Here is a 17,635-nt window from a genome sequence, read left to right on the forward strand (position 1 = left end):
AGCCTGGGCACTCGGATACCCACCGAAGCACGGTTTCAGCTAAACCCGCGACCGATGTGAGGGCAATCACCCGCCGTGCGGGGGCTTGCCCGGGGCGGGGCATTTGCCGTCGTTGGCGGCGCGCAGCTTGATCGTCGTCGCCTGCAACGTGCCGCCGCCGTCCAGCGTGCCGCGCGCGTTGACGCACTTGCCAGCTGCGATCGCGTCCGGTGTGGCGGTGGTCAGCTTCGAGTACTTGGTCTTGTCGTCGGTGGTGACGGTCGTCTGTGTGGTGTTGCCGCTGGCGTCGGCGCCCGCGACGGTGATGCTGGTACCCGTCACCGAGGCGACCGAGCCGCGCAGCGCCTTGGGCTTGACGGGCGCCGGCGCGCCGGACGGTGGCGTGGTGGTGGAAGCCTGCGGCGACTCCTTGCCCGGCGGGCAAGTCCCGTTGACGGACGGGCTGAGGCGCACGGACGCCGCGGTGACCGGCTGGTTGGCCTGGATTTCCTGGGTGGGCCGCACGCTGATGCAGCTGCCCGAGGTGACATCGCTGAGCGTGGCCGGGGCGACCTCGGTGACCTTGGTCGTCGAGGTGAAGTTGACGGCGGCGTTGGTGTTGTCGTCCTTGGTGACCTGGATGGAATTACCGGCCACCGACGCGATCAGGCCGATGACCGAAGCCTCGCCCTGGGCGGGTGCCCGCGAGGTGCTCGTCGACGTCACCGTCGACGTCGAGGTGGACGTCGACGCCGGAGTCGAGTTGTTCGACGAGCCGCAAGCCGCGGCGGATAGCGCGGCGGCGCCGGTGGCGGCGAGGATGGCGAACCGGGTAAGCGTGACGGGCATCAAGGTTTCTCCCCTCGTGGTTGGACCACGGAAAGGTGTACCCGTTTAAGCTGTGCCCGACCTGTGCGCGTTGCGCCGCTAGAACGCATCCTCGGGGAGGCGCATGATCTCGTCGTCGATGGTCTCGATGACGTGGCGCAGCGAGGTCAGCCGCGGAAGCATGTTCCTGGCGAAGAACGCCGCGGTCGCCACCTTGCCCTGATAGAACGCCTCGTCGTCCTTCGCCGGCCCGTTGGTCAGGGCGGTGTGGGCGATACCGGCCTGAGCCAGCAGTCGCCAGCCGATGAGCAGGTCGCCGATGGCGAGCAGGTATCGCACCGATCCCAGTCCGACCTTGTAGATGTCGGTGGGGTTCTCCGCGGCGGACATCAGGTATCCGGTGAGGGCCCCTGTCATCGCCGTGGCATCGTCCAGCGCGGTTTGCAGCAGCTCGGCCAGTGGTTTCAGCGCCTCGTCACAGGTATCGATCGTGTGGCTGATCTGAGCCGTCACGAACTGCAGGGCCTCGCCGCGGTCACGGACGATCTTGCGGAAGAACAGGTCCAGCGCCTGGATGGCGGTGGTGCCCTCGTAGAGCGAATCGATTTTGGAGTCGCGGATGTATTGCTCCAGCGGATAGTCGACCAGGAAGCCCGAGCCGCCCAGCGTTTGCAGCGACTCCGTCAGGAGTTCGTAAGCCCGTTCCGAACTCACCCCCTTGACGATCGGCAGCAGCAGGTCGTCCACCCGGTGCGCCATGTCGTGATCTGCGCCCGAAACCCGTTGCGCCACAGCATCATCCTGATGCGCGGCCGCGTACAGGTATAGCGCCCGCAGCCCCTCGGCGTACGCCTTCTGGGTCATCAGGCTGCGGCGCACATCGGGGTGGTGCATGATCGTGACCCGCGGCGCGGTCTTGTCGGCCATCTGCGTGAGGTCCGCGCCCTGCACCCGTTCCTTGGCGAAGGCGAGCGCGTTGAGATAGCCCGTCGACAACGTGCCTGCGGCCTTGACGCCGATCGTCATGCGGGCGTGCTCGATCACCGTGAACATCTGCGCGATCCCGTTGTGCACGCCGCCCACCAGATAGCCGACGGCGGGCACATCGGTTGCGCCGAAAGTCATTTCGCACGTCGGAGAGGACTTGATGCCCATCTTGTGTTCCAGCCCGGTGGCGAAAACGCCGTTGCGGGCCCCGAGTTCGAACGTGTCGGGATCGAAAAGGTAGTTCGGGACGTAGAACAGGCTCAACCCCTTGGTGCCCGGGCCGGCGCCTTCGGGCCGGGCCAGCACGAGGTGGAAGATGTTCTCGGCGGTGTTGCCCACGTCGCCGCCCGAGATGAACCGTTTGACCCCGTCGATGTGCCAGGTGCCGTCCGGTTGTTCGACGGCCTTGGTGCGGCCGGCCCCGACATCGGAGCCCGCATCGGGTTCGGTGAGCACCATGGTGGATTGCCAGCCGCGCTCCACGCCGGCCGCCGCCCATCGGCGCTGCTGCTCGTCGCCCTCGATGTAGAGCGCCTGAGCCAGCACGGGACCCAGGTTGTAGAAGTTCGCCGAGGGATTGGCGCAGATGATCATCTCGTTGACGGCCCACGCCAGGGGCGCGGGCGCGGGCATGCCACCGATCTCCTCGGCCAGACCCAGGCGCCACCAGCCCGCCTCCTTGATGGCTTGCACCGTCTTGGCCAGCTCGGGAGCCACGCTGATGGTGTGTCCCTCCGGGTCGAATTCCGGCGGGTTGCGGTCGGCAAAGGCGAAGGATTCGGCGACCGGGCCCTCGGCGAGGCGAGCCGCCTCGGTCAATATCGTGCGGACCGTGTCGGCGTCGAGGTCGGCGTAGCTGCCGGTGCCGAGTACGGCGCCGATGTCGAGGACCTCGAACAGGTTGAACTCCAGGTCGCGCACGTTAGCGATGTAGTGGCCCAAGGCAATTCCCTCGCTGGTCGGATGGCGGGCGGATGGTCCGCCGTAAGTGTGTCCGACGTGGGAAAACGTACGCAACCGTAACCTTGCGGCGTGGGAACATCGGGGCCGCTCCGGGCGTTAGGCGGATTGTGACAACACGCGATCTCACCGCCGAGGTGTTCAACGAGACCATCGAGGGCAACGACATCGTCCTCGTCGACTTCTGGGCTTCGTGGTGCGGACCATGCCGCCAGTTCGGGCCGACGTTCCAGGCATCGTCGGAGAAACACCCCGACATCGTGCACGCCAAGGTGGACACCGAAGCCGAACAGCAGCTGGCCGCGGCCGCCCAGATCCGCTCCATCCCCACGCTGATGGCGTTCAAGAAGGGCAAGCTGCTCTTCAATCAGGCCGGGGCCCTGCCGCCCGCGGCGCTGGAGGACCTGGTGCAGCAGATCAAGGCCTTCGACGTCGACGCGGCGGAAGCCGAGCAAGGCTGACACCGCGGTTTTTCCGGGTGCGCGCTACCGTTCACGGGTGAGTTTGGTACTCGTTGAACAGCCGCGGCCCGGCGTCGCCTTGATCACCCTCAATCGCCCCGAGCGGATGAATTCCATGGCGTTCGACGTCATGGTGCCGCTCAAGGAGGCCCTGGACAAGGTCACCTACGACAATTCCGTACGCGTGGTCGTGCTGACCGGCGCGGGCCGGGGATTTTCCTCGGGAGCCGACCACAAATCCGCCGGTACGGTGCCGAACGTCGACGGCTTGACCCGCCCGACCTACGCGCTGCGCTCCATGGAAGTGCTCGACGACGTCATCCTGTCGCTGCGGCGGTTACACCAACCCGTGATCGCGGCGGTCAACGGCCCGGCGATCGGCGGTGGCCTGTGCCTGGCCCTGGCCGCCGATATCCGGGTGGCGTCGACCAACGCCTACTTCCGCGCCGCCGGCATCAACAACGGGCTGACCGCCAGCGAACTCGGGCTGAGCTACCTCTTGCCCAGGGCCATCGGATCGTCGCGCGCGTTCGAGATCATGCTGACCGGCCGCGACGTCTCGGCCGAGGAAGCCGAGCGCATCGGGCTGGTGTCGTGCCAGGTGCCCGAAGACCAGTTGCTGGACACCTGCTATGCGATCGCGGCCCGGATCGCGGCGTTCTCGCGGCCCGGTACCGAGTTGACCAAGCGCACACTCTGGAGTGGACTGGACGCCGGTAGCCTGGAAGGGCACATGCAAGCCGAGGGCTTGGGACAGCTTTTCGTCCGTCTGCTCACCGCCAACTTCGAAGAAGCGGTTGCCGCACGCGCAGAACGCCGCCCGCCGGTCTTCACCGACGACAAATAATCCTTCATGTCAGGAGAGCGATCGTGATCACGGCCACGGACCTCGAGGTCCGCGCCGGCGCGCGCATCTTGCTCTCACCCGACGGTCCGGATCTGCGGGTGCAGCCTGGCGATCGCATCGGGCTGGTCGGACGCAACGGCGCGGGCAAGACCACCACCCTGCGCATCCTGGCGGGCGAGAGCGAACCGTATGCCGGTTCGGTCAGCCGGGTCGGCGAAATCGGTTACCTGCCACAGGATCCCAAAGAGGGCGATCTGGACGTGCTGGCCCGCGACCGGGTGCTTTCGGCCCGCGGTTTGGACGTGTTGCTCACCGACCTGGAAAAGCAGCAAGCGTTGATGGCCGAGGTCGCCGACGACGACGCGCGCGACCGCGCGATCCGCCGCTACGGCCAGCTGGAAGAGCGGTTCGTGGCGCTGGGTGGCTACGGGGCCGAAAGCGAAGCCGGGCGCATCTGCGCGAGTCTCGGCCTGCCGGAGCGGGTGTTGACGCAGCAACTGCGCACGCTGTCCGGCGGGCAGCGCCGCCGCGTGGAGCTGGCGCGCATCCTGTTCGCGGCGTCCGAAGGAGGAGCGGGTGCTTCAGGTTCACAGACCACGCTGCTGCTGGACGAGCCGACCAACCACCTCGACGCGGATTCGCTTGGCTGGCTGCGGGATTTCCTGCGGGCACACACCGGCGGGTTGGTGGTCATCAGCCACAACGTCGAATTGATCGCCGACGTCGTCAACCGGGTGTGGTTTCTGGATGCCGTGCGCGGCGAGGTCGACGTCTACAACATGGGCTGGCAGAAATATCTCGACGCCCGCGCCACCGACGAACAGCGTCGACGCCGCGAACGCGCCAACGCCGAACGCAAGGCCGCCGCGCTGCGCACGCAGGCCGCCAAACTCGGCGCCAAGGCCACCAAAGCCGTTGCGGCGCAAAACATGTTGCGCCGTGCCGACCGGATGATGGCCGCCCTCGACGAGGAACGGGTCGCCGAGAAGGTGGCCCGCATCAAATTCCCCACCCCGGCCGCCTGCGGCCGCACGCCACTGGTGGCCACCGGGTTGGGCAAGTCCTACGGATCGCTGGAAGTGTTCGCCGGTGTCGATCTGGCGATCGACCGCGGCTCACGGGTTGTCGTGCTGGGGCTCAACGGCGCCGGCAAGACCACGCTGCTGCGGTTGCTGGCCGGCGTCGAGCATCCCGACACCGGCGGGCTCGAGCCGGGACACGGTTTGCGGATCGGGTATTTCGCGCAGGAGCACGACACCCTCGACGACGACGCGACGGTGTGGGAGAACATCCGGCATGCCGCACCGGATTCCGGTGAGCAGGATCTGCGCGGCCTGCTGGGAGCTTTCATGTTCAGCGGTGCGCAGCTCGACCAGCCGGCCGGCACCCTGTCCGGCGGGGAGAAGACCCGCCTCGCGCTGGCCGGACTGGTGGCGTCCACGGCGAACGTGCTGTTGCTCGACGAGCCGACCAACAACCTCGACCCCGCGTCGCGCGAACAGGTGCTCGACGCGCTGCGCAGCTATCGCGGCGCGGTGGTGTTGGTGACGCACGACCCCGGTGCGGCCGAGGCGCTCGATCCGCAACGTGTCGTGCTGTTGCCCGACGGCACCGAGGACTACTGGTCGGACGAGTATCGGGATCTGATCGAGCTGGCTTGATCTTGATGTGGCCGCGGCGGATTCGGCGAAACCGCCCACGCGGTCGACGGCGGGTTCCTACCCTATGTGCTTGGGATCGTGTTTCAAGCCTGGAGGGGCCCCAAGTGAGAAAGTCGAAAAAGACGCGCGACCAGATGCTGCATGAGCTACGCAACGCCTATGAAGGCGGGGCGAGCATCCGCAACCTGGTTGCCACTACCGGCAGGTCGTACGGCTCGATTCACAGCATGCTGCTGGAGTCGGGCACCACGATGCGCAGCCGGGGCGGGCCCAACCACACCTCGCGTTCCCGATAGACCCGCTGCGCGGGGCGAAGCGACGTAACGTCACTGCGATATTTCCCTCCCCTCAGTCGCAGTGCCGTTACGCTCGCGGCCCAGAATCGTTGCGGCGCACCGAATTTTCGACCAGGTCGAGGACCGCGGCCAGCCGCCGGGGATCCTCGCCGGACGCCAATCGCGCGACCAGTCCGTCTAGAACCAGTTCCAGGTAGCACTGCAACACGTCGCCGGGCACGTCGTCGCGCACCCGGTGCGCTTCCTTCTGCCGGCGCAGCCGATCGGTGGTCGCCGCCGCCAGTTCCGCGGAGCGCTCCGCCCAGCCGCGGCTGAACGCCGGGTCGTTGCGCAGCTTGCGCGCGATCTCCAGCCGGGTGGCCAGCCAGTCGTACTGGTCGGGTGCGGCGAGCATGTCGCGCATCACCTGGATCAGACCCTCGCGGGAGGCGACGTCGGCCATCCGCTCGGCGTCTTCGTGCGCCAGCGCGAAGAAGAGTGCGTCCTTGTCGCGGAAGTGGTGGAAGATCGCGCCGCGCGACATCCCGATCGCCTGCTCCAGCCGCCGCACGGTGGCCCGGTCGTAGCCGTGTTCCGCAAAGCACCGGCGGGCGCCGTCGAGGATCTGACGGCGGCGAGCCGCCAGATGGTCCTCGCTGACTTTTGGCACGGGCTGGTCCGGGCTTAGCCGGATTTGAGCATGTTGCGCAGCACGTACTGCAGGATGCCGCCGTTGCGGTAGTAGTCGGCCTCTCCGGGCGTGTCGATACGCACCACCGCGTCGAACTCGATTGGATCGCCGGCTCCGTCTTCTTTGCTCGCCTTGACGTGCACCGTCTTGGGCGTCTTGCCGTCGTTGAGCGCCTCGATGCCGGTGATGTCGAAGACCTCGGTGCCGTCCAGCCCCAACTCCTCGGCCGACTTCCCTTCGGGGAACTGCAGCGGGATGACACCCATGCCGATCAGGTTGGAGCGGTGGATGCGCTCGAACGACTCGGCGATCACCGCCCGCACGCCCAGCAGCAGCGTGCCCTTGGCCGCCCAGTCCCGCGACGAGCCGGAGCCGTACTCCTTGCCGCCCAGTACCACCAGCGGAATGTCCTGTGCCGCATAGTTTTGCGCCGCGTCGTAGATGAACGCCTGCGGGCCGCCGTCCTGGGTGAAGTCGCGGGTGTAGCCGCCGGCGACGTCGTCGAGCAGCTGGTTGCGCAGCCGGATGTTGGCGAACGTGCCGCGGATCATCACCTCGTGGTTGCCGCGCCGCGAGCCGAAGGAGTTGTAGTCCTTGCGGTCCACGCCGTGCTCGTCGAGGTACTGCGCGGCCGGGGTGCCCGGCTTGATGCTGCCGGCCGGGGAGATGTGGTCGGTGGTCACCGAGTCGCCGAGCAGCGCCAGCACCCGCGCGCCGCTGATGTCCTTGACCGGCTCGGGGTCGGCCGACATGCCCTCGAAGTACGGGGGCTTGCGCACGTAGGTCGAATCCTCGTTCCACTCAAAGGTATTGCCGCTCGGCGTGGGCAGGTTGCGCCACCGCTCGTCGCCCTTGAACACGTCGGCGTAGTTCTTGGTGAACATCTCTTGGTTGATCGCGGAGGCGATGGTGTCCGACACGTCCTTCTGCGACGGCCAGATGTCTTTGAGGAAGACGTCGTTGCCGTCCTTGTCCTGGCCCAGGGGCTCGGATTCGAAATCGAAGTCCATGGTCCCGGCCAGTGCGTAGGCGACCACCAGCGGCGGCGACGCGAGGTAGTTCATCTTCACGTCGGGGTTGATGCGCCCCTCGAAGTTGCGGTTGCCCGAGAGCACGGCCGCCACGGAGAGGTCGTTGTCGTTGATCGCCTTCGAGATCTCGTCGGGCAGTGGACCCGAGTTGCCGATGCAGGTGGTGCAGCCGTAGCCGACCAGATAGAAGCCGAGCTTCTCCAAATACGGCCATAGGCCGGCCTTCTCGTAGTAGTCGCTGACCACCTGCGAGCCCGGCGCCATCGAGGTCTTCACCCACGGCTTGGAGGCCAGTCCCTTCTCGACGGCGTTGCGGGCCAGCAGCGCCGCACCCAGCATCACCTCGGGATTGGAGGTGTTGGTGCACGACGTGACCGCGGCGATCACCACCGCGCCGTGGTCGATCACGAACTCGCCGAGTTCCTCGGACTTCACCGTCACCGGGGTGCTCACCCGTCCCTTGGCGTGCTTGGCGGCCGACTCCACTGGCTTGTGGTCGTCGGCGTGGCCGTTGTTCAGGGCGCCCGGGTCGCTGGCCGGGAAGGTCTCGTCGACCATTTCGTCCAGCTTCGAGTAGTCCTTCTTGTCGGGGTCGTCGCCGACGTAGTCGCAAATCTGCTCGCGGAACGTGGATTTGGCGTCGGACAGCGCGATTCGGTCCTGCGGGCGCTTGGGCCCGGCGATCGACGGCACCACGTCGCCGAGGTCGAGCTCGAGGTATTCGGAGAACTCGGGCTCGTGCTTTGGGTCGTGCCACATCCCTTGTTCTTTGGCGTAGGCCTCGACCAGTGCGAGCTGCTCGGGCTTGCGTCCGGTGAACTTCAGGTAGTCGATCGTCTCTTGGTCGATCGGGAATATCGCTGCGGTGGAACCGAATTCGGGGCTCATGTTGCCCAGAGTGGCGCGGTTGGCCAGCGGCACCTCGGCCACACCCTCGCCGTAGAACTCGACGAACTTGCCGACCACACCATGCTTGCGCAGCATCTCGGTGACGGTCAGCACCACGTCGGTGGCCGTGACGCCGGCCTGAATCTCGCCGGTCAGCTTGAAGCCGACGACGCGGGGGATCAGCATCGACACCGGCTGACCGAGCATCGCGGCCTCGGCCTCGATGCCGCCCACCCCCCAGCCCAGGACGCCGAGGCCGTTGACCATCGTGGTGTGCGAGTCGGTGCCGACGACGGTATCGGGGTAGGCCACCCCGTCGCGCTCCATCACGACGCTGGCGAGGTATTCGATGTTGACCTGGTGCACGATGCCGGTGCCCGGCGGCACGACCTTGAAGTCGTCGAACGCGCCCTGGCCCCAGCGCAGGAACTGGTAGCGCTCGCCGTTGCGCTCGTACTCGATTTCGACGTTGCGCTCGAACGCGTCGGCCCGGCCGAACAGGTCGGCGATCACCGAGTGGTCGATCACCAGATCGGCCGGCGCCAGCGGATTGACCTTGTCCGCGTCGCCGCCCAGGTCGCCGATCGCCTCGCGCATGGTGGCCAGGTCGACGATGCAGGGCACGCCGGTGAAGTCCTGCATCACCACGCGCGCCGGCGTGTACTGGATCTCAATGCTGGGCTCCGCCTTGGGATCCCAATTCGCGATGGCCTCGATGTGGTCCTTGGTGATGTTGCTGCCGTCCTCGTTGCGCAGCAGGTTCTCGGCGAGGACTTTGAGGCTGTAGGGGAGTTTCTCCGTATTGGGGACGGCGTCGAGGCGATAGATCTGGTAACTCTTGTCGCCGACCTTGAGGGTGTCGCGGGCTTCGAATGAGTTCACAGATTCAGTCACTTCAACTCCCAAGATTTAGTTCTTCCGCCGACGGGCCGTGTCGGCGGTGCGGTGCTACTTTAACAGTACGCTTGTCCTGTATTAGAGCGGGCCCCGTAGTTCCAGTCTTGTCGCGAGCGGCGCGCGTTTAAACCCCTTGAGGCCAAGTCGCGTACGGTGCCTGTAGCACTGGGCGAGCGGCGGCAGGAGGGACGCGATGGGCGGGCACGATTCCTTGGTTCTGCCGCTGTATATCCCGCAGGACGTCGACATGGCGGCCGTCAAGGCTCAGGTCGCGGCGATGGGGGTCAGCGCGCCGCCGGATGCGGTGCCGGCACTGCTGGGCATCGTCAACCAGGCGCACGCCGAGGGCATCAACCTCAAGATCGTCCTGCTCGACCACAACCCCCCGAACGACACACCGCTGCGCGACATCTCCACCGTCGTCGGCGCCGACTACCACGACGTCACGGTCCTCACGCTCAGCCCGAGCTACGTCGGCAGCTACAGCACGCACTTCCCGCGGGTGACGCTGGAGGCCGGCGAGGATATCGCCAAGACCGGCAATCCCACGGTCTCGGCGCAGCATTTTTTGAATGAGCTCAACGGCCCCGAATTCCCCTGGACCGGCTTGACGATCGCCTTGCTGATCGGGGTGCTGGCCGCGGCCGTCGGCACCAGGCTGCTGCAGCTGCGCGCGAAGCGATCAGCAACGTCGCCCCAAGCGGGCGATCCTCAACCGGATGAGCCCAGTCGGGGCGTTTAACCGGCGTTTCCGGCTCGGCCGGTCTTCATGAGCGTGGCCTGCGCGTCTAAGCGGCAAACACCGCAGGTCACCGTTCGGTCACAGTAAACGCACTTCCCGAGTGCAGTTTGTTGCTCGCGTTTCCATAGCGTGTGGTGTGACGTACGGTGCAAATGATGCTCTTGTTGTCTTTGGCGCTTTCCGAGAAGTCTGTGATTTGCGTCGCCTGTCCGCGCTGAGCCATAGGAGACCGAGTCGAATGACACGCACCCCCCGTGGCTTCTCCGTGCGATCACTCGCCAGGCTGCTCCGGCCGGTCGTTCCGTCGGTCGTGTGCGCCGCGCTGTTGGTCTGCACCCCGGGTCTGGCAAACGGTGACCCCAACGCCGACAAATTGGCCGCGCTGATCGCGAACGTCGCCAAGGCCAACCAGCGCATGGAAGATCTCAGCGCCGAAATCCAGACCGCGCAGGAAAGCGTCAACAAGGCTCTCGTCGACGTGGAGACAGCGCGGGACAACGAGACCGCCGCCCAACACGACCTCGACGCCAGTCAGCAGGGGGTCAAAGACGCCAACGCGGCGATCGCCGCGGCCCAGCACCGCTTCAATACCTTTGCGGCGGCCACCTATATGAATGGGCCGTCGGGCGCCTACCTGACCGCGACCAGCCCCGAAGACATCATCTCCACCGAAACCGCGGCGAGAACCCTGACCGCTAGCTCGCAAGCGGTGATGGACAACCTGCAGCGGGCCCGGACCGACCAGGTGAACAGGGAGTCGGCGGCGCGGCTGGCCAAACAGAAGGCGGACAAGGCCGCGGCCGACGCGAAGGCCAGCCAGGACGCCGCGGTGGCCGCGCTGACCGACTCGAAGCGCAAGTTCGACGAACAGCGCGCGGAGGCCAGTCGCCTGGCGGCCGAGCGCGATGAGGCGCAGGCCAAACTCCAGCAGGCCAGGCTCGAGGCCGCTCATTGGTCGGCAGGGGCGGGCGGGCCGGGGTTCCCGGCGTCCGGCGACCGATGGGACCCCGGTGCGCCGGGCGGTGCGCCGCCCGTCGGCGGGCGCCAGTGGGACGGCTGGGATCCGACGTTGCCGATGATCCCCAGCGCCAACGTCCCCGGCGACCCGATCGCGGTCATCAACCAGGTGCTCGGCATCTCGGCGACCTCGACGCAGGTCACCGCCGGCATGGGCCGCAGCTTTCTGCAGCAGCTGGGCATCCTCAAGCCCGACGACACCGGCATCACCAACGCCACCCCGAACGGCACCAGCCGCATCCCGCGCGTGTACGGGCGGCAGGCCACCGAGTACGTGATCCGCCGCGGCATGTCGCAGATCGGCGTGCCCTACTCCTGGGGTGGTGGCAACGCCGCCGGGCCCAGCAAGGGAATCGACTCCGGCGCCGGGATCACCGGCTTCGACTGTTCGGGCCTGGTCTTGTATTCGTTCGCCGGGGTCGGCATCAAGCTGCCGCACTACTCGGGTTCGCAGTACAACCTGGGCCGCAAAATCCCGTCGTCACAGATGCGCCGCGGCGACGTCATCTTCTACGGCCCCGGCGGCAGCCAGCACGTGACGATCTATCTCGGCGACGGCCAGATGCTCGAGGCGCCCGACATCGGCCTGAAGGTACGCGTCGCGCCCGTGCGCACCAGCGGCATGACGCCCTACGTGGTCCGCTACATCGATTGGTGACGAGGAGCTATGCGGCATAAGCGTTTTCGCGCACTCAACTTGGCTTCCAAGCTGGGGGCGCTCCCCGCAGTGGTGATCGGGCTGATGTTGTCTGTCGCCGCGCCCGCTCCCTTGGCTAGCGCCGATCCCGGCGCGTGGGACCCAACACTGCCCGCCACCATCAGCGCCGGCGCGCCGGGAGATCCGCTCGCCGTCGCGAACCAGTCGCTGGCGGCCACCGCCCAGGCCACCCAGACCACGCTGGATCTGGGCAAGCAGTTTCTCGGAACCCTGGGGATCAACCTCGGCGGCGATCCCGCTCCGTCCGCCGCGCCCCCCACCAACCCCGGCAGCAAGATCCCGCGGGTCTACGGCCGGCAGGCCATCGAGTACGTGATCAAGCGCATGGGCTCGCAGATGGGCGTGCCCTACTCGTGGGGCGGCGGCTCGCTCGACGGCCCCAGCAAGGGCGTGGGCGACGGCGCCAACATCAACGGCTTCGACTGCTCGGGCCTGATGCGTTACGGCTTCGCCGGCGTCGGCGTGCTGATCCCACGGTTCTCCGGTGACCAGTACAACGCCGGGCGCCACATTCCTCCCAGCGAGGCCAGGCGCGGCGACCTGATCTTCTACGGGCCCGGCGGCGGCCAGCACGTCACCATGTACCTCGGGAACGGCCAGATGCTCGAGGCCTCCAGCCTCGCCGGCAAGGTTACGGTCAGCCCGGTTCGTACCCCCGGCATGACGCCGTTCCTGACTAGGATCATCGAGTACTGATCGTGGGGCCAGCGAGCCATCAGCTGGGCGAGCGTCGACGGGAACCGGCAGGCCTGGAATAGTTGGACGAGGGCACGTCGCTGCCCGGCAGTCGTGTCCGATTGAACGTGGAGGGTTCTTGATGACATCAGCAGGTGGGCCGCCCCCGGGCGCCAGCGGTTACTCGGGCCAGGGCGGGCAATCCGGCTCACCGGCCCATCAGGCGCCCTCGAGCGGCGGCGCCGACGGATTGGCCGCCGAGGTACACACGCTCGAACGCGCCATCTTCGAGGTCAAGCGGATCATCGTCGGCCAGGACCAGCTGGTGGAGCGCATGCTGGTCGGCCTGCTGTCCAAGGGGCATGTGCTGCTCGAGGGTGTTCCCGGCGTGGCCAAGACGCTGGCGGTGGAGACGTTCGCGCGCGTGGTCGGCGGGACGTTCGCCCGCATCCAGTTCACGCCCGACCTGGTGCCCACCGACATCATCGGTACCCGCATCTACCGCCAGGGCAAGGAGGAGTTCGACACCGAACTCGGGCCGGTGGTGGTCAACTTCCTGCTCGCCGACGAGATCAACCGCGCGCCGGCGAAGGTGCAGTCGGCGCTGCTGGAGGTCATGCAGGAACGCCACGTGTCGATCGGCGGCAAGACCTTCCCGCTGCCCAATCCGTTCCTGGTGATGGCCACGCAGAACCCGATCGAGCACGAGGGCGTCTACCCGTTGCCCGAGGCGCAGCGGGACCGCTTCCTGTTCAAGATCAACGTCGGCTACCCGTCAGCCGAAGAGGAGCGGGAGATCATCTACCGCATGGGGGTGAGCCCGCCGCAGCCCAAACAGATCCTCAATACCGGCGATCTGGTGCGGCTGCAGGACATCGCGGCCAACGTCTTCGTCCATCACGCGCTGGTCGACTATGTGGTGCGCGTCGTGATGGCCACCCGGTACCCGGAGCAGCTGGGGATGAACGACGTCAAAACCTGGGTCGCGTTCGGGGCGTCGCCGCGCGCGTCGCTGGGCATCATCGCGGGCGCGCGCTCGCTGGCGCTGGTGCGGGGCCGCGACTACGTGATCCCGCAGGACGTCGTCGAGGTCATTCCCGACGTCCTGCGGCACCGGTTGGTGTTGACCTACGATGCGCTCGCCGACGAGATCTCGCCGGAGATCGTGATCAATCGCGTCCTGCAGACCGTCGCCCTGCCACAGGTGAATGCCGTTCCCCAGCAAGGTCATTCGGTACCCCCGGTGATGCAGACCGTGGCGGCTAGCGGTCGGTGACCGATCCCAAACCGACGCGCGCGGTCGTCCATCCGCCGTCGTTCGAGCGCGGGCAGATCGACGACCCGAAGCTGGCGGCGGCGCTGCGCAACCTCGAGCTGACCGTCAAGCGCAAGCTCGACGGTGTCCTACACGGCGACCACCTCGGCCTGATTCCGGGGCCGGGGTCGGAGCCGGGTGAGTCGCGGGAGTACCAGCCCGGCGACGACGTCCGGCGGATGGACTGGGCCGTCACGGCGCGCACCACGCACCCGCACGTCCGGCAGATGATCGCCGACCGCGAGCTGGAGACCTGGCTGGTGATCGACATGTCGGCGAGCCTGGACTTCGGCACCACGGTCTGCGAAAAGCGCGACCTGGCGGTGGCGGCCGCCGCGGCCATCACGTTCCTCAACAGCGGCGGCGGCAACCGGATCGGCGCGATCGTCGCCACCGGCGCGACCATCACCCGAGTGCCGGCCCGCTCCGGACGCCAGCACGAGCAGACGCTGTTGCGGACCATCGCGACGACGCCCAAGGCGCCCGTCGGGGTCCGGGGGGATCTGGCGACCGCGATCGATGCGCTGCGCCGGCCTGAACGCCGTCGTGGAATGGCCGTGATCATCAGCGATTTCCTCGGGCCGATCAACTGGATGCGCCCGCTGCGGGCGATCGCGGCCCGCCACGAGGTGCTGGCCATCGAGGTGCTCGATCCCCGCGATGTCGAACTGCCCGACGTCGGCGATGTCGTGCTGCAGGACGCCGAAACCGGGGTCACCCGAGAATTCACCATCGACGCCCAGCTGCGCGACGACTTCGCCAAGGCGGCCGCGGCGCATCGCACCGAGGTGTCGCGCACGATTCGTGGTTGCGGCGCACCGGTTTTGACGCTGCGCACCGACCGAGACTGGATCGCCGACATCGTTCGCTTCGTCGAGTCCCGCCGCCGCGGGGCGATGGCGGGACGCCAGTGACGCTGCCCGTGCTGGGGCCGATGTCGTTGTCTGGCTTCGACCACCCGTGGTTTTTCCTGTTCTTTTTCGTGGTCTTCGGCTTGGCCGCGCTGTATGTCCTGATGCAATTGGCGCGGCAGCGTCGGATGCTGCGGTTCGCCAACATGGAACTGCTGGAAAGCGTCGCCCCGAAGCGGCCCGCCAAGTGGCGGCATCTGCCGGCGATCCTGCTGGTGGCGTCGCTGGTGCTGTTCACCATCGCGATGGCGGGGCCGACGAACGACGTGCGGATCCCGCGCAACCGCGCCGTGGTGATGCTGGTGATCGACGTGTCGCAGTCCATGCGGGCCACCGACGTGCAGCCCAACCGGATGGCGGCCGCGCAGGAGGCGGCCAAACAGTTCGCCGACGAGCTGACGCCCGGGATCAACCTCGGGCTGATCGAATATGCCGGGACCGCCACGGTGTTGGTACAACCGACGACCAACCGGGAGGCGACCAAGGTCGGGCTGGACAAGCTGCAGTTCGCCGACCGCACCGCCACAGGAGAGGGCATCTTCACCGCGCTGCAGGCCATCGCGACGGTGGGCGCGGTGATCGGCGGTGGGGACAAGCCGCCGCCGGCACGCATCGTGTTGTTCTCCGACGGCAAGGAGACGATGCCGACCAACCCGGACAATCCGAAGGGCGCATTCACCGCCGCACGCACCGCCAAGGACCAGGGCGTGCCGATCTCGACGATCTCGTTCGGCACCCCGTACGGCTTCGTCGAGATCAACGACCAGCGCCAGCCGGTGCCCGTCGACGACTCCACGATGAAGAAGGTCGCCGAGCTATCCGGTGGAAGTTGGTACAACGCCGGCAGCTTGGAGGAACTGAAGTCGGTGTACGCGACGCTGCAGCAGCAGATCGGCTACGAGACGATCAAGGGCGACGCGAGCGTGGGCTGGGTGCGGCTGGGTGCGCTGGTGCTGGCGCTAGCGGCGCTGGCGGCGCTGCTGATCAACCGCCGGCTGCCCACCTAGCTTTCCCGCGCCGAGTGTCGCCTCGATTTCGCCGAGCGTGAAGCCACGGCGAAAATTCGGGCCGGATTTCGCCGTAGCTTCACGTTCGGCAGCCCGGCCAGCCGATTTCGGGCGCGCCGCAGCGAGACGCTAAGTTGGCCGGGTGACTGACACAGCCACTGAGAAGGCCACCGAGATCGCCGCCCAGGGCGGCAAACCCCCATTCGTATCCCGTTCCGTGCTGGTGACGGGCGGAAACCGGGGGATCGGTCTGGCCATCGCGCAGCGGCTGGCCGCCGACGGCCACAAGGTGGCCATCACGCATCGCGGATCCGGGGCGCCCGAGGGTCTGTTCGGCGTGGAGTGCGACGTCACCGACAACGACGCCGTCGATCGCGCCTTCAAAGAGGTCGAGGAGCACCAGGGCGCGGTCGAGGTGCTGGTGTCCAACGCCGGCATCTCCAAGGACGCGTTCCTCATCCGGATGACCGAGGAGCGGTTCGAAGAGGTCATCAACACCAACCTCACCGGGGCGTTCCGGGTGACCCAGCGCGCGGCGCGCAGCATGCAGAAAAAGCGGTTCGGCCGGATCATCTACGTGGGCTCGGTCTCCGGCAGCTGGGGGATTGGCAACCAGTCCAACTATGCGGCCGCCAAGGCCGGGCTGATCGGCATGGCTCGCTCGATCTCCCGGGAATTGTCCAAGGCCGGCGTGACCGCGAATGTGGTTGCCCCGGGCTACATCGACACCGAGATGACCCGCGCGCTGGACGAGCGGATCCAGGCGGGTGCGCTCGAGTTCATCCCCGCGAAGCGCGTCGGCACCGCCGCCGAGGTCGCCGGGGTAGTCAGCTTCCTCGCGTCCGAGGACGCGAGCTACATCGCCGGCGCGGTCATTCCGGTCGACGGCGGCATGGGCATGGGCCACTGAGGCCCCAGATATAAGGACGGACATGACAGGACTGCTTGAAGGCAAACGGGTTCTCGTCTCCGGGATCATCACCGACTCGTCGATCGCGTTCCACATCGCAAAGGCGGCGCAGGAGGCCGGGGCGCAGTTGGTGCTGACCGGATTCGACCGGTTGCGGCTGATCCAGCGCATCGCCGACCGGCTTCCGGAGAAGGCCCCGCTGATCGAACTCGACGTGCAGAACCAGGAGCACTTGGACACCCTGGCCGAGCGGGTGACCGCCGAAATCGGCGAGGGCAACAAGCTCGACGGTGTCGTGCATTCGATCGGGTTCATGCCGCAGACCGGGATGGGCATCAACCCGTTCTTCGACGCGCCCTACGAGGATGTCTCCAAGGGCATCCACATCTCCGCGTATTCGTATGCTTCGCTGGCCAAGGCGCTGCTGCCGATCATGAACCCCGGCGGCTCCATCGTCGGTATGGACTTCGACCCGACCCGGGCGATGCCGGCCTATAACTGGATGACCGTGGCCAAGAGCGCGCTGGAATCGGTCAACCGGTTCGTGGCGCGCGAGGCCGGCAAGTTCGGTGTGCGGTCCAATCTCGTTGCCGCGGGCCCGATCCGAACGCTCGCGATGAGCGCGATCGTGGGTGGAGCGCTCGGCGAGGAGGCCGGCGCCCAGATGCAGCTGCTGGAAGAGGGCTGGGACCAGCGCGCACCGATCGGCTGGAACATGAAGGATCCGACGCCGGTCGCCAAGACGGTCTGCGCGGTGCTCTCCGAGTGGCTGCCGGCGACCACCGGAACCATCATCTACGCCGATGGCGGCGCTAGCACCCAATTGCTCTAGACG

At 67.2% G+C, this 17,635-nt stretch carries 15 protein-coding genes and 1 pseudogene; 12 read left to right on the forward strand and 4 right to left on the reverse strand.

Annotated features, from left to right (window positions below; genetic code table 11):
* Window positions 1-66 precede the first annotated feature (66 nt).
* Window positions 67-828, reverse strand: a complete 762-nt coding sequence (locus A5736_RS15940) for a DUF5666 domain-containing protein (protein WP_233148038.1) — start codon at window positions 826-828, stop codon at window positions 67-69.
* Between the two features lie 78 nt (window positions 829-906).
* Window positions 907-2,736, reverse strand: a complete 1,830-nt coding sequence (locus A5736_RS15950; protein WP_076247279.1) for an acyl-CoA dehydrogenase — start codon at window positions 2,734-2,736, stop codon at window positions 907-909.
* Window positions 2,737-2,864: 128 nt separating this feature from the next.
* Here A5736_RS15950 and trxA point away from each other — a divergent pair, with 128 nt between their 5' ends.
* The 4 genes and pseudogenes from trxA (at window position 2,865) to A5736_RS15970 (ending at window position 6,019) form a co-directional block, all read left to right on the forward strand.
* Window positions 2,865-3,215 (forward strand): thioredoxin, encoded by a 351-nt coding sequence (gene trxA / locus A5736_RS15955; RefSeq protein WP_076062904.1) that lies wholly within the window; start codon window positions 2,865-2,867, stop codon window positions 3,213-3,215.
* Window positions 3,216-3,234: 19 nt separating this feature from the next.
* A pseudogene (locus tag A5736_RS15960) lies at window positions 3,235-4,062 on the forward strand (enoyl-CoA hydratase); the annotation flags it as partial.
* Window positions 4,063-4,085: 23 nt separating this feature from the next.
* Window positions 4,086-5,723 carry an ABC-F family ATP-binding cassette domain-containing protein gene (locus tag A5736_RS15965; protein WP_076247281.1) on the forward strand — a complete coding sequence of 546 codons (1,638 nt, stop codon included), beginning with the start codon at window positions 4,086-4,088 and terminating at the stop codon, window positions 5,721-5,723.
* Between the two features lie 104 nt (window positions 5,724-5,827).
* Window positions 5,828-6,019 (forward strand): helix-turn-helix domain-containing protein, encoded by a 192-nt coding sequence (locus tag A5736_RS15970; protein ID WP_076062898.1) that lies wholly within the window; start codon window positions 5,828-5,830, stop codon window positions 6,017-6,019.
* A 67-nt stretch (window positions 6,020-6,086) separates the two neighbouring features.
* Here the strand turns inward: A5736_RS15970 and A5736_RS15975 are convergent, their stop codons facing one another.
* Together A5736_RS15975 and A5736_RS15980 are read right to left on the reverse strand one after the other, a co-directional pair.
* A complete protein-coding gene (locus A5736_RS15975; RefSeq protein WP_076115746.1) occupies window positions 6,087-6,668 on the reverse strand; it encodes a TetR/AcrR family transcriptional regulator in 582 nt (193 codons plus the stop codon).
* A gap of 14 nt (window positions 6,669-6,682) precedes the next feature.
* Window positions 6,683-9,502 carry an aconitate hydratase gene (locus A5736_RS15980; protein ID WP_076247283.1) on the reverse strand — a complete coding sequence of 940 codons (2,820 nt, stop codon included), beginning with the start codon at window positions 9,500-9,502 and terminating at the stop codon, window positions 6,683-6,685.
* A 196-nt stretch (window positions 9,503-9,698) separates the two neighbouring features.
* Here A5736_RS15980 and A5736_RS15985 point away from each other — a divergent pair, with 196 nt between their 5' ends.
* The 8 genes from A5736_RS15985 to inhA all read left to right on the forward strand — a co-directional run bounded on the left by A5736_RS15985 (window position 9,699) and on the right by inhA (window position 17,632).
* Window positions 9,699-10,247 carry a DUF6676 family protein gene (locus tag A5736_RS15985; protein ID WP_076247285.1) on the forward strand — a complete coding sequence of 183 codons (549 nt, stop codon included), beginning with the start codon at window positions 9,699-9,701 and terminating at the stop codon, window positions 10,245-10,247.
* 238 nt (window positions 10,248-10,485) lie between these two features.
* On the forward strand, window positions 10,486-11,922 hold the full coding sequence (gene ripA / locus A5736_RS15990; RefSeq protein ID WP_076247287.1) for an NlpC/P60 family peptidoglycan endopeptidase RipA: 1,437 nt from the start codon (window positions 10,486-10,488) through the stop codon (window positions 11,920-11,922).
* Between the two features lie 9 nt (window positions 11,923-11,931).
* Window positions 11,932-12,678 carry an NlpC/P60 family peptidoglycan endopeptidase RipB gene (ripB, locus tag A5736_RS15995; protein ID WP_076128361.1) on the forward strand — a complete coding sequence of 249 codons (747 nt, stop codon included), beginning with the start codon at window positions 11,932-11,934 and terminating at the stop codon, window positions 12,676-12,678.
* 121 nt (window positions 12,679-12,799) lie between these two features.
* The gene (locus A5736_RS16000) at window positions 12,800-13,933 is read left to right on the forward strand and encodes a MoxR family ATPase (protein ID WP_076128363.1); all 1,134 of its coding nucleotides are present in this window, start codon (window positions 12,800-12,802) and stop codon (window positions 13,931-13,933) included.
* Window positions 13,930-14,886, forward strand: coding sequence for a DUF58 domain-containing protein (locus A5736_RS16005; RefSeq protein ID WP_076062884.1), 957 nt, complete (start codon window positions 13,930-13,932; stop codon window positions 14,884-14,886). Before A5736_RS16000 ends, A5736_RS16005 begins: the two co-directional genes overlap by 4 nt.
* Window positions 14,883-15,890 carry a VWA domain-containing protein gene (locus A5736_RS16010; protein ID WP_076247289.1) on the forward strand — a complete coding sequence of 336 codons (1,008 nt, stop codon included), beginning with the start codon at window positions 14,883-14,885 and terminating at the stop codon, window positions 15,888-15,890. The genes A5736_RS16005 and A5736_RS16010 overlap by 4 nt, the downstream gene beginning before the upstream one ends.
* A 142-nt stretch (window positions 15,891-16,032) precedes the next feature.
* Complete coding sequence (gene fabG / locus A5736_RS16015) at window positions 16,033-16,800, forward strand: beta-ketoacyl-ACP reductase (RefSeq protein WP_076247291.1); 768 nt, start codon at window positions 16,033-16,035, stop codon at window positions 16,798-16,800.
* Between the two features lie 22 nt (window positions 16,801-16,822).
* Window positions 16,823-17,632, forward strand: coding sequence for an NADH-dependent enoyl-ACP reductase InhA (inhA, locus tag A5736_RS16020; RefSeq protein ID WP_076128369.1), 810 nt, complete (start codon window positions 16,823-16,825; stop codon window positions 17,630-17,632).
* Window positions 17,633-17,635 lie beyond the last annotated feature (3 nt).

Origin of the sequence: Mycobacterium sp. SP-6446 (assembly GCF_001954045.1) — a bacterium.
GTDB lineage: Bacteria > Actinomycetota > Actinomycetes > Mycobacteriales > Mycobacteriaceae > Mycobacterium.

Bases quoted from the DNA above. Each gene is read 5' to 3' on its own strand.
- A5736_RS15940 (WP_233148038.1), bottom strand. From the start codon at position 828: ATGCCCGTCACGCTTACCCGGTTCGCCATCCTCGCCGCCACCGGCGCC.
- A5736_RS15985 (WP_076247285.1), top strand. From the start codon at position 9,699: ATGGGCGGGCACGATTCCTTGGTTCTGCCGCTGTATATCCCGCAGGAC.
- ripA (WP_076247287.1), top strand. From the start codon at position 10,486: ATGACACGCACCCCCCGTGGCTTCTCCGTGCGATCACTCGCCAGGCTG.
- ripB (WP_076128361.1), top strand. From the start codon at position 11,932: ATGCGGCATAAGCGTTTTCGCGCACTCAACTTGGCTTCCAAGCTGGGG.
- A5736_RS16000 (WP_076128363.1), top strand. From the start codon at position 12,800: ATGACATCAGCAGGTGGGCCGCCCCCGGGCGCCAGCGGTTACTCGGGC.
- inhA (WP_076128369.1), top strand. From the start codon at position 16,823: ATGACAGGACTGCTTGAAGGCAAACGGGTTCTCGTCTCCGGGATCATC.